General features: G+C 55.2%; 17 protein-coding genes. 15 read left to right on the top strand and 2 right to left on the bottom strand.

The window, feature by feature from the left end; translation table 11 throughout:
* The first annotated feature begins 65 nt into the window (after positions 1-65).
* The 11 genes from hisG to trxB all read left to right on the top strand — a co-directional run bounded on the left by hisG (position 66) and on the right by trxB (position 10,653).
* Positions 66-707, top strand: a complete 642-nt coding sequence (gene hisG / locus MKX76_RS22015; RefSeq protein ID WP_028406109.1) for an ATP phosphoribosyltransferase — start codon at positions 66-68, stop codon at positions 705-707.
* A gap of 113 nt (positions 708-820) precedes the next feature.
* The gene (gene hisD, locus MKX76_RS22010; protein WP_028406108.1) at positions 821-2,104 is read left to right on the top strand and encodes a histidinol dehydrogenase; all 1,284 of its coding nucleotides are present in this window, start codon (positions 821-823) and stop codon (positions 2,102-2,104) included.
* A gap of 75 nt (positions 2,105-2,179) precedes the next feature.
* The gene (gene hisB / locus MKX76_RS22005) at positions 2,180-2,785 is read left to right on the top strand and encodes an imidazoleglycerol-phosphate dehydratase HisB (RefSeq protein ID WP_028406107.1); all 606 of its coding nucleotides are present in this window, start codon (positions 2,180-2,182) and stop codon (positions 2,783-2,785) included.
* Between the two features lie 5 nt (positions 2,786-2,790).
* Positions 2,791-3,399, top strand: a complete 609-nt coding sequence (gene hisH / locus MKX76_RS22000; RefSeq protein WP_007132970.1) for an imidazole glycerol phosphate synthase subunit HisH — start codon at positions 2,791-2,793, stop codon at positions 3,397-3,399.
* A gap of 24 nt (positions 3,400-3,423) precedes the next feature.
* Positions 3,424-4,155, top strand: a complete 732-nt coding sequence (gene hisA / locus MKX76_RS21995; RefSeq protein WP_028406105.1) for a 1-(5-phosphoribosyl)-5-[(5-phosphoribosylamino)methylideneamino]imidazole-4-carboxamide isomerase — start codon at positions 3,424-3,426, stop codon at positions 4,153-4,155.
* A gap of 145 nt (positions 4,156-4,300) precedes the next feature.
* On the top strand, positions 4,301-5,059 hold the full coding sequence (gene hisF, locus MKX76_RS21990) for an imidazole glycerol phosphate synthase subunit HisF (protein WP_007132972.1): 759 nt from the start codon (positions 4,301-4,303) through the stop codon (positions 5,057-5,059).
* Positions 5,056-5,754, top strand: coding sequence for a bifunctional phosphoribosyl-AMP cyclohydrolase/phosphoribosyl-ATP diphosphatase HisIE (gene hisIE / locus MKX76_RS21985; RefSeq protein ID WP_007132973.1), 699 nt, complete (start codon positions 5,056-5,058; stop codon positions 5,752-5,754). Before hisF ends, hisIE begins: the two co-directional genes overlap by 4 nt.
* A 12-nt stretch (positions 5,755-5,766) precedes the next feature.
* Complete coding sequence (hisJ, locus tag MKX76_RS21980; protein ID WP_007132974.1) at positions 5,767-6,621, top strand: histidinol-phosphatase HisJ; 855 nt, start codon at positions 5,767-5,769, stop codon at positions 6,619-6,621.
* 173 nt (positions 6,622-6,794) lie between these two features.
* Positions 6,795-7,745: a ribose-phosphate diphosphokinase gene (locus tag MKX76_RS21975; protein ID WP_007132975.1), complete on the top strand. Its 951-nt coding sequence runs from the start codon at positions 6,795-6,797 to the stop codon at positions 7,743-7,745.
* A gap of 90 nt (positions 7,746-7,835) precedes the next feature.
* On the top strand, positions 7,836-9,572 hold the full coding sequence (locus tag MKX76_RS21970; protein WP_425262133.1) for a tetratricopeptide repeat protein: 1,737 nt from the start codon (positions 7,836-7,838) through the stop codon (positions 9,570-9,572).
* 127 nt (positions 9,573-9,699) lie between these two features.
* Positions 9,700-10,653, top strand: a complete 954-nt coding sequence (gene trxB / locus MKX76_RS21965) for a thioredoxin-disulfide reductase (RefSeq protein WP_007132977.1) — start codon at positions 9,700-9,702, stop codon at positions 10,651-10,653.
* A 288-nt stretch (positions 10,654-10,941) separates the two neighbouring features.
* Here trxB and MKX76_RS21960 read toward each other — a convergent pair whose 3' ends face one another.
* Positions 10,942-11,424: a spore coat protein gene (locus MKX76_RS21960; RefSeq protein ID WP_007132978.1), complete on the bottom strand. Its 483-nt coding sequence runs from the start codon at positions 11,422-11,424 to the stop codon at positions 10,942-10,944.
* 92 nt (positions 11,425-11,516) lie between these two features.
* Positions 11,517-11,969 (bottom strand): GNAT family N-acetyltransferase, encoded by a 453-nt coding sequence (locus MKX76_RS21955; protein WP_007132979.1) that lies wholly within the window; start codon positions 11,967-11,969, stop codon positions 11,517-11,519.
* 393 nt (positions 11,970-12,362) lie between these two features.
* Here MKX76_RS21955 and MKX76_RS21950 point away from each other — a divergent pair, with 393 nt between their 5' ends.
* The 4 genes from MKX76_RS21950 to MKX76_RS21935 all read left to right on the top strand — a co-directional run bounded on the left by MKX76_RS21950 (position 12,363) and on the right by MKX76_RS21935 (position 14,394).
* Positions 12,363-12,695, top strand: coding sequence for a DUF2642 domain-containing protein (locus tag MKX76_RS21950; protein WP_007132981.1), 333 nt, complete (start codon positions 12,363-12,365; stop codon positions 12,693-12,695).
* Positions 12,696-13,014: 319 nt separating this feature from the next.
* Positions 13,015-13,518: a GNAT family N-acetyltransferase gene (locus tag MKX76_RS21945; protein ID WP_007132982.1), complete on the top strand. Its 504-nt coding sequence runs from the start codon at positions 13,015-13,017 to the stop codon at positions 13,516-13,518.
* A gap of 2 nt (positions 13,519-13,520) precedes the next feature.
* Positions 13,521-13,715 carry an HAD hydrolase-like protein gene (locus tag MKX76_RS21940; RefSeq protein WP_341034617.1) on the top strand — a complete coding sequence of 65 codons (195 nt, stop codon included), beginning with the start codon at positions 13,521-13,523 and terminating at the stop codon, positions 13,713-13,715.
* Positions 13,716-13,986: 271 nt separating this feature from the next.
* Positions 13,987-14,394 carry a hypothetical protein gene (locus MKX76_RS21935; protein ID WP_251537831.1) on the top strand — a complete coding sequence of 136 codons (408 nt, stop codon included), beginning with the start codon at positions 13,987-13,989 and terminating at the stop codon, positions 14,392-14,394.
* The last annotated feature ends 46 nt before the right edge of the window (positions 14,395-14,440 follow it).

Here is a 14,440-nt window from a genome sequence, read left to right as displayed (position 1 = left end):
CCCGGCAGGTAAGAATATATGAGATTTACGAGCTTTCAATCAAGGTTAAGTCAGGAGGATTTGACGTGGCGGAAACGTTGAAAGTAGCGATGCCCAAAGGGCGTATATATAAAAAAGCCTCTGCGCTGTTCCGTTCAGCCGGACTGCCGATTCCCCTCGATGTGGATGAGACGCGGAAGCTGGTCATTCCATTGCCGGAAGCCGGCATGGAATTCATTCTGGCCAAGCCGGTCGATGTGCCGACCTATGTCGAGTATGGCGTAGCCGATATCGGTATTGTCGGCAAGGATGTGCTTCTGGAGGAGAACAAGGATGTCTACGAGCTTCTTGACCTAGGCATTGCAAGATGCCGGATGTCCATCATCGGGCTGCCGGACTGGAAGCCCGGCATTCACCAGAGGGTCGCAACCAAGTATCCGAATGTGGCCTCCCAGTATTTCCGCGAGCAAGGACAACAGGTTGAGGTTGTCAAGCTGAATGGCTCGATTGAGCTCGCGCCTCTGATCGGTCTTGCTGACCGCATCGTGGATATGGTGGAGACCGGACAGACGCTTAAGGAGAACGGATTGGTTGAAATGACGAGCCTGTTCGAAATTACGAGCCGTCTCATTGCGAACCGCGTCAGCTACCGAATGAAGAATAATGAAATTCAGGCATTGTGCGACCGGCTGCAGCAGGTTATAACGGAAGGGCAAGTTAACCGCTAAAATGGCTTGGCGTATAGGCAGCAGGGTATACGAATCGATAAAGAAGAAACACCACGTAAGATATCGGTGATCAGCGTTACGTGAGGAAGCGAGCGGGATAGGGGGAGATCATGATGAAGGTAGTATCAGCATCCGACTTTCAATTGAATCGGGAAAATGACTATGGCACGCCGGAGCAGAATGAAACCGTCAAAACGATCGTGCAGGCGGTGCGGACCGAAGGCGATGCCGCGCTGCTGCGGTATACCGAGCAGCTGGACCGGATCCGGTTGACGGCCGGGCAGCTCCGCGTTACGGACGAAGAGCTGCAGGCCGCTTATCAGAAGGTAGAGTCATCGTTCGTGGAAGCGATCCGGGCGGCGGCGGACAATATTCGCGCCTTCCATATGAAGCAGAAGCGGAATTCATGGATGGACGTTCAGCCGGACGGAAGCATACTCGGGCAAATTATCCGTCCCTTGAAGCGGGTCGGAGTATATGTACCCGGAGGCAAGGCGGCATATCCTTCATCGGTGCTGATGAACGTCATTCCCGCTCAGGTGGCCGGCGTTCCCGAGATCGTCATGGTAACTCCGCCTTCCACCGGGGGAGAGGAAGGGATCAACCCTTATATTCTGGTAGCTGCCGCTGAGGCCGGCGTAACGGAATTGTACCGCGTAGGCGGTGCTCAGGCGATTGCTGCATTGGCCTATGGCACCGAAACGCTCGCTCCGGTTGACAAAATTTGCGGACCTGGCAACATATTTGTGGCGCTGGCGAAACGCGAAGTGTATGGCGCCGTCAACATTGACAGTCTTGCCGGACCGAGCGAGATTGCCATTCTGGCGGATGACACGGCGGAGCCTGCTTACATCGCGGCTGATCTGCTCTCTCAGGCCGAGCACGACGAAATGGCCTCGGCTATTCTGGTGACGCCGTCTCGCAAGCTTGGCGAGGCGGTCGCCGCTGAGGTGGAGAAGCAGCTGGAGCTTCTGCCGCGGCGCGATATCGCTAGAGCATCCATCGACCAATATGGCGCGGTCGTGGTGACGGAGTCCCTGAGTGAGGGGATCGAGCTTATCAATCGCCTGGCGCCGGAGCATTTGGAGATCGTCACCGAGGAGCCGATGTCGCTGGCCGGGCGGATCGAGAATGCCGGCGCCATATTCCTCGGCCCGTACAGCTCGGAGCCGGTGGGGGATTATTTTGCAGGACCGAACCATATCATTCCGACCAACGGCACGGCAAGATTCGCGTCTCCGGTCGATTTGGACGACTTCATTAAGAAGTCGAGCCTGATTTATTACAGCCGGGAGGCGCTGCTTGCTAACGGCGAGCAGATTATGGAGCTGGCACGGCGAGAGGGGCTGGAGGGCCATGCCAGGGCAATCGCCATCCGGCTCGAGCAGGAACGCTAATTATACAGGTTATAGCAGGGATGCTAATTATACCGAATAACGATCATGGCACAAGACCATATAGGGGGTATCATTGTGAGCAGTTTTGAAGCGGCAGGCCGCACCGCCAGTGTGAGCCGAACAACGAATGAAACGGACATTACCTTAAAGCTGAACGTAGACGGAACCGGAGTTTCCGAGCTGGAGACGGATGTTCCCTTCCTTAACCATATGCTGGATTTGTTTACGAAGCATGGCCATTTCGATCTCAGCGTGAAGGCCAAGGGCGACATCGAAATTGATGATCACCACACGGTTGAGGATATCGGCATCTGCCTTGGACAGACCTTGCGGGAAGCGCTCGGGGACAAGCGGGGCATTAAACGATACGCGAGCGTATTCGTGCCGATGGATGAGGCGCTGGCACAGGTGGTCGTTGATATCAGCAACCGTCCGCACTTCGAATACCGGGCCGAATACCCATCCGGGCAGGTAGGGTCGTTCGATACCGAGCTGGTGCACGAGTTTCTCTGGAAGCTGGCGCTTGAGGCGCGGATTACGCTGCATGTCATCGTTCATTACGGACAGAATACCCACCATATGATCGAAGCGGTGTTTAAAGCGCTCGCCCGTGCCTTGGACGAAGCGACCAGCATCGACCCGCGGGTGACGGGCGTGCCATCCACGAAGGGAGTGCTCTAACCTCTATGGCAATTGCAATCGTCGATTATGGCATGGGCAATCTGCACAGCGTCAGCAAGGCAGTGGAGCGGCTCGGCTTCGAGCCGCTTGTCACGGGGGATCGTGAGGAGCTTCTGTCTGCAGATGGCGTAATTCTCCCGGGGGTCGGCGCGTTCGGAGATGCGATGGAGCAGCTGCGGCAGACCAGGCTGGATGCGGTCATGAAGGAAGCTGCCGCTGTTGGCAAGCCGCTGCTTGGCATTTGTCTCGGCATGCAGCTTCTGTTCAGCCGGAGCGAGGAGCATGGGAACCATGAAGGGCTTGATATGCTGCCCGGCTCGGTTGTCCGGTTTGCCGGAGGCGATTATAAAGTGCCGCATATGGGATGGAATGCCCTGCAGTTTCAGAAGCCGGAGCACCCGCTGCTGGCCGGGCTTGAGGAAGGGCATGTGTATTTTGTTCACTCTTACCATGTCCTCCCTGAGGCGCAGGAGGATCTGCTGGCGGTAACCGATTACGGGCAACCGGTAACGGCGATTGTCGGCCGGGGCTCCGTATACGGCATGCAGTTTCATCCGGAGAAGAGCGGGGAGCTCGGCATGAGCCTGCTCCGTAATTTCTTAGCTTTAACCTAAAACGAATGGAAAGTGGGTATGGGGATGTCCTCTTTTATCATATATCCGGCCATCGATATTCGCGGCGGAAAATGCGTTAGGCTTGTACAGGGCGATTACAACCAGGAAACGGTGTACAACGACAATCCGCTGGAAGTGGCGAAGTCTTGGGAGTCGCAGGGCGGAGCATTCATCCACCTGGTCGATTTGGACGGAGCCAAAGCCGGCCATCCGGTCAATGATGAAATCATCGGAAGCATTGCGTCGAGCGTCAATGTGCCGGTCCAGGTCGGCGGCGGTCTTAGAACCTTGGCGGATGTGGAGCGGCTGCTGGGACTCGGCGTCAGCCGGGTGATCATCGGTACGGCAGCGATTGAGGACCGCGCTTTCACAGAGGAGGTGCTCGGCCGGTACGGCGACAAGGTGGCCATTGGTATCGACGCTCGGAACGGGTATGTCGCAACACGGGGGTGGCTTGAAACATCCGAGGTGCAGGCGGAAGTATTGGCGAAGGAGCTTGCAGCCAAAGGCGCGGAGACATTCATCTTCACGGATATTTCCCGCGACGGCATGATGCAGGGCCCGAACGTAGAGGCCATTGTATCGCTCGCTAAGGCCAGCGGCCGCTCGGTCATTGCCTCGGGAGGCGTAACCCGGCTTGAGGATTTGCTGGCGCTGAGCGCACACCGCGAAGATGGCGTTGGCGGTGCCATTGTCGGCAAAGCGCTGTATACGGGCCATATTGACCTGGCCGGGGCGGTTCAGCGAATCGGGTAAGGCTCGCGCTGCAGGGCGATGGAGGGATTCGGTGGATTTTGCCCAAAATTAAAAGCCAAGTGATTCTGATGGGTGATCGGTTCATAGGGATTCGAACGCCATGGTATCGATCATATGTTGGTTAACAGGGGGAGGAGACGAAACCATGCTGGCAAAACGGATTATCCCTTGCCTGGACGTAAAGGACGGGCGGGTTGTAAAAGGCGTTAACTTTGTAAATCTCCGCGATGCGGGAGATCCTGTGGAGCTCGCAGCGCTGTATGATCGCGAAGGTGCAGATGAGCTGGTGTTCCTGGACATTTCGGCCTCGGTGGAAGGACGGGCGACGATGGAAGAGGTCGTGCGGCGGACGGCCGGGGAAATCGCGATTCCGTTTACGGTTGGCGGCGGCATCTCCTCCGTTGATGATATGAAGCGGATCCTTCGCGCAGGTGCGGACAAAATCGGGATTAACACGGCGGCGGTCAAGCAGCCGGAGCTGATCTCGGCCGGGGCACGCAAATTCGGCTCCCAGTGTATCGTGGTGGCAGTCGACGCCAAATACAACGAAGACTGGGACGAATGGGAGGTCTACACGCACGGCGGCCGAACGCCAACCGGCATCAAGGCGCTGGATTGGGTGAAGCAGGCGGAATCCTTAGGCGCAGGCGAAATATTGCTGACGAGCATGGACGCGGACGGAACGAAGGACGGCTTCGATCTGGCCTTAACCTCAGCCGTATCATCGGCCGTTCGGATTCCGGTGATCGCCTCCGGCGGTGCCGGAGATGAGGAGCACTTCTACGATGTGTTTACGAAGGGCAAAGCCGATGCCGGACTGGCGGCAACCATTTTTCACTATAAGGAAATTTCCATTCCCGATTTGAAGGGGCAGCTTAGAGTAAAAGGAGTGAATGTACGGTGAGCGAGGATATAGGAAAGGATCTGATCCTGGAGCAGGCAAGCGAATATATTCGCTGGGATGCGGCCGGCTTGGTGCCGGCGATCGTGCAGGATGCAAGCAGCAAGCAGGTGCTGATGATGGCTTATATGAACCGGGAATCGCTCAAGCGGACGCTGGAGAGCGGCGAGACCTGGTTCTGGAGCCGTTCCCGCGGGGAACTATGGCATAAGGGCGCCACTTCGGGCAATACTCAAACGGTGGTCTCGATAGCCTATGATTGTGACGGGGATACGCTGCTGGTGCAGGTGGAACCGAAAGGGCCTGCCTGTCATACCGGGGAAACGAGCTGCTTTTATCGGGAGATAAAGGCCGGAGATTCGATCCGCGGCCAGGTTAATAGACAGGAAGCCGCAGGTGATCGGTTCGCCGTGCTGGCCGAGCTGGAAGAAGTCATCGCGCAGCGTGAGGTGGAACGGCCGGAGGGTGCATATACGACCTATCTGTTCGATAAAGGCGTGGACAAAATCTTGAAGAAGGTCGGCGAGGAAGCCTCCGAGACGATTATCGCTGCTAAAAATAAGGATAACGCCGAGCTGAAGCTGGAGGTCAGCGATCTCATCTATCACCTGTTGGTTCTTCTGCAGGAGCGGAAGCTTCCGCTTGATGAGATCATGGCCGAGCTGAGCCGCCGTCACGAACGTCCGCGCCGCGATTAGGGGGGAGTATCGATGCATATCGATTATCATACGCACCATGTCCGCTGCGGACATGCAGAGGGACGACTCGAAGAATATGTGCAGCGTGCGATTGAGCTTGGCTACGATCAGCTTGGCTTATCGGATCATATGCCGCTCATTCACGTTGACCCTGCTTCCTATTATCCCGAAATGGCGATGCCCATGGAGGAGCTCCCCCGATACGTAGAGGAGTGCCTCCTTCTAAAGGACCGTTACCAAGGGCAGATCGATATCCGGGTCGGGCTGGAAGGGGACTATATCGAAGGCTATGAGGAGCAGATCGAACGGATCATCGCCGAGTATCCTTGGGATTATGTCATTGGTTCGGTTCACTTCCTGGGCGAGTGGGACATCACGGATTATCGCCAGACCCAAGGCTGGGAAGGGAAGGACCCGCTCGAGGTGTACCGCCAATATTACGATGCGGTGCAGAAGGCCGCAGCGACCGGATTCTATGATATTATGGGCCACCTGGATGTGATCAAACGGTTCGGCTACGGACCGGGCAAGGAGCAGGCGGACGAAGTGATCGCTTTGGAAAACGCTGCGCTTGCAGCCGTCGCCAAAAGCGGCAAGGCGATGGAGCTGAATGCTTCCGGCCTATCCAAGGCCTGCGAGGAGATGTTTCCGAGCAGCCGTATGCTGGAGGAAGCGATTGCGCTTGGCATTCCCCTGACGCTGGGCTCGGATGCGCATCAGCCCGGGAAGCTCGGGGAGCATCTGGATAAGGCACGGGCGCTGCTGGCTGACCTGGGGGTACGGCACATTGCGACCTTCCGCGGGCGAAAGCGGGAGATGGTGCCTTTGGATGGTCATTTTTTGAGTGATGAAGAAAACGATGTATAATAAGATATATAGATATTGATCGGGACATGCTCGTACGGACGGCTGTTCTCCTCCCCGATGCTCGCGAGGTGCGGGCCTTGCAGGGAGGGGGCAGCCTGATTTCGCGACAGCGCTTTCCTAATCGACGGGTGTGCAGCATGCGCCTAAACCATTTATTGTGTCAGGAGGTCTCCATGTATCGTACCCTTCGATTGTTCGCCGGAACGTCCAATCCGCAGCTAGCCGAAAGCATCAGCCGGCAGCTGGGCGTGGAGCTGGGCAAGATTAAAATTTCCCGCTTCCAGAGCGGCGAAATCTACGTTCACTACGAGGAGAGCATCCGCAATTGCGATGTGTTTCTCCTGCAGTCTTTTTCCCAGCCTATCAATGAAATGTTCGTTGAGCTGCTGGTCATGATCGATGCGGCCAAGCGGGCTTCGGCAAGAACCATCAATATTATCGTACCCTACTACGGGTATGCGAGACAGGAGCGCAAGTCGGCTCCGCGTGAGCCGATCTCCGCTAAGATGGTGGCTGATGTGCTGACGACAGCCGGGGCAAACCGGGTGATTACGATCGATCTGCATGCCCCGGCCATCCAGGGCTTCTTCAATATTCCGGTGGATCATCTGACAGCGCTGGATCTCATTACGGAGTATTTGAAGACGAAGAACATCGAGCAGCCGGTTATCGTGTCCCCGGACGCAGGCCGGGCGAAAACGGCGGAGAAGCTGGCCAGCAGGCTGGGATCCCCATTCGCGATCATGATCAAACAGCGGCCGGCCCATAACGAGTCGGTCATTACGCACGTGATCGGAGATGTGGCCGGCCGCACGCCTATCATCATCGAGGATCTGATCGATACCGGCACCACCATCGTCCAGGTCGTGGAGGGACTTAAGGAGCGCGGGGCGAAGGATGCGATCGTCTGCGCGACGCACGGCCTATTCTCCGGCGAAGCGCTGGACCGGCTGGATCATGGCCATATTGCAGAAATTGTCGTAACGGATTCGATCGTGCTGCCGGAGCATCACTGCCGGATGCGGCTGAAAGTACTGTCGGTTGCGCCGATGCTGGCGCAGGCTACCCAAATTATACTTGAGGGCGGATCCATCGCCACTTTATTCAAAGACGCCGGTGTGTAAGCTGGTGTCTTTTTTCTGCAAATGATGTTGTAACTTGTGTTATACTGTTCTGGATAGAGGAGCAAGTTAAAAGGAGGTGCCTTGCTTTTCGTGAATGGAAATCCATACGGGTCGAGTGACCCTCACAACATTATATCTATCGAAATGAACGCGAACTTTTTCTTCGATCGGGCGGTTCGCTCGCTGGATCGTTACCAATATGAAAAGGCGCTTAAATATTTTCGCAAAGCTGTTGAATATGAACCGGATAATCCGGTGAATCATTGCAATATGGCGGGTATATTATCAGAGACGGGAGATTATAAAGCTTCGAACGAGGTGCTTGCCCACATTTTGGAGCAGGTCGATCCGTCGATGACCGAATGCTATTTCTATATGGCCAACAACTATGCCAATATGGAGCAGTTTGAGAAAGCGGAGGAAGCGCTGGTCACTTATCTGGAAGAAGACCCGAACGGGCAGTTTCTGGATGAGGCGGAGGAGATGATGGAGCTGCTGCAGTATGAGCTCAATCGTCCTGCCAAGCTGAACCGCATCAAGAGTCGGGAAGGCGTCGTTGAGCATGAGCATGCCCGCGCTTTGCTGGAAGAGGGCAAATTCGCGCAGGCGGTGAAGCAGCTGGAGGAGATTGTGAAGGAGCATCCGGATTTCCTTGCCGCGCGCAACAACCTGGCGCTTGCCTATTATTATATGGGACGATTCGATTCGGCGAAACGGACGATCGGCGAGGTGCTGGATCAGGAGCCGGGGAATCTGCACGGCTTGTGCAACCTGGCGATCTTCTATCAGCATGAAGGAGACGTGGAGCAGCGCGACCGTCTGATGGACATGCTTCGCATCACGGTGCCGTTTCACCTGGAGCATGTATTCAAGCTGGCAACGACGATGGGCATTCTTGGGCAGCATGAGGTGGCGTACGGACATTTCCGGCGGCTGCTGAAGCATGAAGAATTTAGTTCCGATCCGAGCTTGTATCATTATACCGCTGTGGCTGCCTGCAATATCGGCCGCTACGAGAAGGCGGAGCAATATTGGCGCCATGCCGCGAAGCTTGATCCCGAGTCGGTCATTCCCGATTTCTACCTGGCTCAGCTCCAGAAACGCAAGGAGACGGGAACCGATCAAATGAAGGTCAGCTATCACTATCACTTGCCGTTTGAGGAGCAGTTCAGACGGTGGGAGCAGGATGGGGATCAATTGACCGAGGAGGCGAAGCAGAATCCGCTGATCCGTTCTTCATTCTTCTGGGCGCTTCGGCATGGTGATCCGCAGACGAAGCTGCAGGTTATCCGTACGCTCGAGCTGATTGCCGATGAAGAGGTGCAGCATGCGCTGCAATCCTTCCTTCAGGAGCCCGGAGAGAACGCGGAGCTGAAGACGGCTGCCCGCCTTGTGCTGCAGCATATGGAGTCGGCAAGCAACCGGATTGCGGACCGCAGGGAAGACCGCGACGCCGCTCCGGTCAAAACCCGAGAAGTGCTGCCCGACTGGCTGCTTTCCTGGAAGGCCGTTCTGGAGAGAGCGGAGCAGGCGATGGACATGCGATCCGATGCCTTCTTGAAGAAAGAGATGGAGAATCTCTGGACCGACTTTCTCAGCCGTCTGTATCCGGACATCCCGAACATCCGAAACGTAGAGGGCTGGGCAGCGGCGCTGGAATATTGGACCGCGAAGAAGCGTGGACGCAACCTGACGTACGAGGAGGTTGCCGTCCGTTACGGGATTTCGCCTTCGACGGTCAGCCGGTATGCACGTCAAATTAACAGTGTTTGCGGGGACGAGGCGCAATCGGATCATAATTTCCGCCCATTTACAGAGAATATTTAAGTATGGGTTAGCGAATCAGTGGATCAGAGGACAGGAAAGCGTTCCCTGTTGCATCATGGAATCGCGGTTAAGTCATGAATAGGATGTAGAAGCATTCAATCACCCTATATACTAGGAGGCTGTATCTATGTATAAATCCATCGTAATCGGAACCGGGCCTGCCGGATTGACGGCAGCCATCTACTTGGCACGCGCAAACCTGAAGCCGCTCGTCATCGAGGGCATGCAGCCCGGCGGGCAGCTGACAACCACGACCGAAGTTGAGAACTTCCCAGGGTTCCCGCAAGGTATCATGGGCCCGGAACTTATGGACAATATGCGCCAGCAGGCGGAGCGCTTCGGAGCCGAATTCAAGAGCGCTTGGGTGGAGTCCGTTGATTTCTCCGAGCGGCCGTTCAAGGTGAACGTTGAAGGAATGGGTCAGCTTCTGGCAGAGTCTGTAATTATATCCACCGGCGCATCCGCCAAATATCTGGGCATTCCGGGCGAACAGGAGAATGTGGGCCGCGGGGTAAGCACCTGCGCGACTTGCGACGGCTTCTTCTTCCGCGGCAAAAAGATCATCGTCATCGGCGGCGGCGACTCCGCGATGGAGGAAGCGAGCTTCCTGACGCGCTTCGCTTCCAGCGTTACGGTGGTTCATCGCCGTACGGAGCTGCGAGCTTCGAAGATTATGCAGGATCGCGCACGAGAGAACCAGAAGATCGAATGGGCGCTCGATCGTACGCCGCTTGAAGTCGTGACCAGCGAAACGGGCGTGAAAGGCCTGAAGGTAAGAAACAATGAGACCGGCGAAGAAGAGCTGATCGAAGCCGAAGGCGTGTTCGTGGCGATCGGCCATACCCCGAATACCGGCTTCCTCGGCGGTCAGATTACAACGGATCCTACCGGCTATATCCTGGTTAAGCCAGGTACGACCGAGACGAATATTCCAGGCGTATTTGCCTGCGGCGACGTGCAGGATACGCGTTATCGTCAAGCAATCACTGCAGCAGGCACTGGCTGCATGGCTGCGATGGACTGCGAGAAATTCCTCGAAGGCCATATGGTGCATGACTGGAGCGAAACGCTCAACCCATAATAGAGGTTGTTCAAACAGTAGGAAGTGCGAAGAAGCCCCCGAGCTTACAGCGCCTTACGGATGACGACGATAAACCGTCATGTCCGGGGGGCTGAAGCCGGGGGCTTTATTGTACAAGATGCAGATCTCAAACTTGTGGATCCATCTGTAAGTCATTGCCTGAGCAAACTTGCAGTTGGACCTTAACTTAACCCGTAAACCGTCGCATTTCCAATGTCCGATGAAAGCCGTGGAGAAGGGGTCCGGGCCAGGCAGGGTAGAGTAAAGCCGAGCCCGCCGGAACTCCAATTACAAGCTGATCGCTTTATTGGCGTTCTTGACGTCGTTCGAAAGCAGCTGCTTCAGATTGTAGGAAGGGTACAAGCCCCGTTCATACATGAAGTAGTACACTTTCCCGTGCAGCTCAATCGCCTTGTTCAGCTGCTTCTGCAGCGTCTCGCGAAGGCTTGGGGTCGCGGTTTCGGTAATGGCGATCGCGTAATTGCGGACCGACGTTTTGGCGAAGCCGAGCAGATGGCCGGCATAATAGGCGGTCAAATCAGCCTCGGACAGCTTGCGGGTGCCGACAGGGGCTTCCGGGAAATATTGAAGCAGCTCTTTCAGGTTGTTTTCCACGCCTTGGATCGCTTCGATGTACAGGCTGTGCAGCTGCGGGTCTTGAATATCGCCGAGCGCCATCTTGAACCCCATCAGGTTGTTAGCTTGGAAGGCCGTTAATTCGTGCATCTCGAGCGTCTCATGCCACGCCAGATGCTTGGGATTATGCTTCATATCCTCTCTTGTCTCCTCCATGTGATGAAATATGTGATAGCCTATTCAATCACGCGGGGGAAGGTGCCTATCCTGCCGGAGTTCTTAGGAGTTTATAGATCCTGGGATAGCCGTACCATATCCCGCAGCCGCATCCCGTTCTCGTAAATCTCCTCTTCATAATGCCGGACGAAAAAATCCCGGTCGATCGCCGTCATGCGGAAGCCGCATTTTTGGTACAATGCGAGCTGGGCGACACCGGTGCTTCCTGTACCGACCTCAATGGTGGCGAATCCGAGCTCTTTAGCCTGACGGACCGCATGGTTGACCAGCTGCTTGCCGAAGCCTTGGCCGTGCCGCTCTTCCGCTACGGCGACATTGACGAGTTCGACGGTATCGGGCCGCGTAGGCAGCAGAACATATACGCCGATAACTGCGGAATCGACTTCGCCGATGTAGCAATGTCCCCGATGGATATAGTCCTCCACCAGGCGCTTTGAAGGGTCCGCGAGCAGCAGCAGATCCATGGGAGGCGGTTCACCAGGAATAAGCCGTCGGATGTTCATAGCGTCGTCTCCTTTCATCTTCCACTTCCAATCTCGAAATCGAAGCATTATATTTGCTATTTTATCACAAAAAAGGGCTCGCTCACGCTTCTCATGGAAGCAGCGGCCCGCCCCGTGGTTCCTTGTGCGAGTGGAACAAGCGCATGGCTTGTCGTCCGAGCGTCGACGCTGATCATCGTACCAGCAGTGATCATTACATCACGCGCGGGAGAGGCACGCGGTAAGAAATCCCAATTAGCGCCTCCACACTCGGCTGCAAATGGAAATCGGGAAAGGCGCTAACTCTTGTATCGGAGCGGATTCCCTCGAAAAAATACACCAGGATAAACATAGCGATCCGAATTCGCTCATACATAAGGTGTAAGATGATTTATGACAAGGGAGGACTTGCGCTTGAACAACTATGGATTTTACGGATACCCGCCGCCGACCGGATATTCGCCGAGCAGCTTCTATTCTGCACCCCCTACGACTCCTGGGCACCTTGCACCGCGAGCATCGGCTGTTCCGCTGCATGTCAATTACGTAACCCTTGTAGAGCCAATGTTTATGGACCATCTGCTCAAGCATAAGGGGGCGAAAATTACCGTCGTAACGACAGCGGGAAAAGTAGAGGGCATCCTCTCCGGGGTCACCGCAGATCATATCCAGCTGACCGTCGGGGATAACAAGGCGCTGCATATTCGGTTGGCACAGGTGGTGTACTTTGAAGGGGTTCCCTATTAGCAGGGGCCTTACGTCATCTTAGTTTGGCTATAATTGAATTTTACCGCTGTTGCAGGCAGGATCGGGCGGTATAAACCGCCAATATGTATACATGGATCCGGAAGGCGTCTATCGTAGACGCCTTTTATAAACGACAGATCCGGCTTCGTTTGTTCTCATGGCAGCACCAGCTATGGGGCAGGCCTGTGTCGGATTTCCATATTACCTAAGCTTTTCGTTCTCAACCGACGATAAGTAGGAAGTGTATCCGGTGATATTTCGACCGTTTTTTATAGATCCAGAGACTAAGGTGCGGGATAGCAAGAGAGGTGGATTTTTCATGACTTCATTAAATTCGTATAACATTCGAGTGGCGACGGCACAGGACGAGCCCTTTCTATGGGATATGCTGTACGAATCCCTGTATGTGCCTGATGGGGCGGAGCCCTTTAGCAGGGATATCCTCAACGAACCCTTCATGAGGAAATATGTGGAGGGCTGGGGCCGAGAGAGCGATCTGGGCTATATCGCGACCAACGGGGAAGGAAAGCCGATGGGCTCGATTACCCTGCGGTATTTTGACGAGGCGAACAAAGGATTCGGCTACGTCAGTGACGAAATTCCGGAGCTTGGCATGGCCCTGCTGCCGGAGAGCAGGGGACAAGGGATTGGAACGGCGCTGATGAGGGCGTTGCTTCAAGGAGCGAAATCCAGAGGCATCTCCCGGTTATCCCTAAGTGTAGCGCCGGAGAATACGGCAGCAGTGAAATTATATAGGCGCTTTGGGTTTCAAGAGGTTGGCGTATTTGGCACATCCATTACAATGGTAGCGGACGTCGTATAAAAATGAGAGTGATCCATATCGGCGATTCTTTAACCAGCGACATCCGGGGTGCGCAGAGCCTGGACATTGCGGCGATGTGGCTCAATCGGCTGGGCAAACCGCAGGCGGATGGGATCGAGCCCGATTACGTTTGCACAACCTTGGATGAGGCTCGGAAGTTGCTGCGTGGCCATCATAAGGAAGAGGCAAGGGCGTGAGGCAGCGAAAATGCCATATATGGACAGTGTTCGCTAAAATCCAGCGGCTTCTGAACGAGAAAGCTTTAACAAGCCATGACAAGTTAGAACAAGCTAGAACAAGCTAGAACAAGCGTCCCGGGCTAACCGAAGACGCTTGTTTTTTCGGCTAAAGGAGTCCGGCTCGGATAGGAAGCAGGTTTGGAGAATTCGGTTACGGTAACCCCAAACCTTTTACCCCGAAACTGCGTTATAGCTACGTACTGATCACAAGGTTAAAGAAGGTGCGGGCATGAATCGAACGAAAACGATGCAGTTTGCCGGCAAAGGTGCGGCGTGGAAAGCGGACTATATCGTTACGCATAAGGATAAGGTTAATGCGAAGCAGACCGTATTTCAGGACGAGCTTGGCGGGAAATTAAAGCTTCAGTATGTCGGGAAGGCGCCGCTAGGCAGCGGTAGAATTACCTACCGGCTGGAGGATCGAAAAGGACGCTTCTCGGAAGGTGAGATCATTGCGGGGACGGACTATGCCGGCATGAAAGAAACCCTCTCCACCCTGGACTACAGTTCTTTGCTCGATATGATGGATCCTGATAAGGAACTGATCCTCACCATAGACTGGGAGAGTGGACGCGAACAGTTTCTGCTGACCCTTCCACCCTCAATCGGCTTCGGCAGACTTCCCCGTAAACGGTGAGGTCTATACCTGTCCAAGAACCGCCCATCTCCAAGAAGAAGGGACG

It is taken from the genome of Paenibacillus sp. FSL R5-0810, from assembly GCF_038002285.1.
Lineage (GTDB): Bacteria > Bacillota > Bacilli > Paenibacillales > Paenibacillaceae > Paenibacillus_AQ > Paenibacillus_AQ lactis.
Note: the sequence above shows the minus strand (reverse complement) of the source record. Positions and strands in the feature narration are given on the sequence as shown.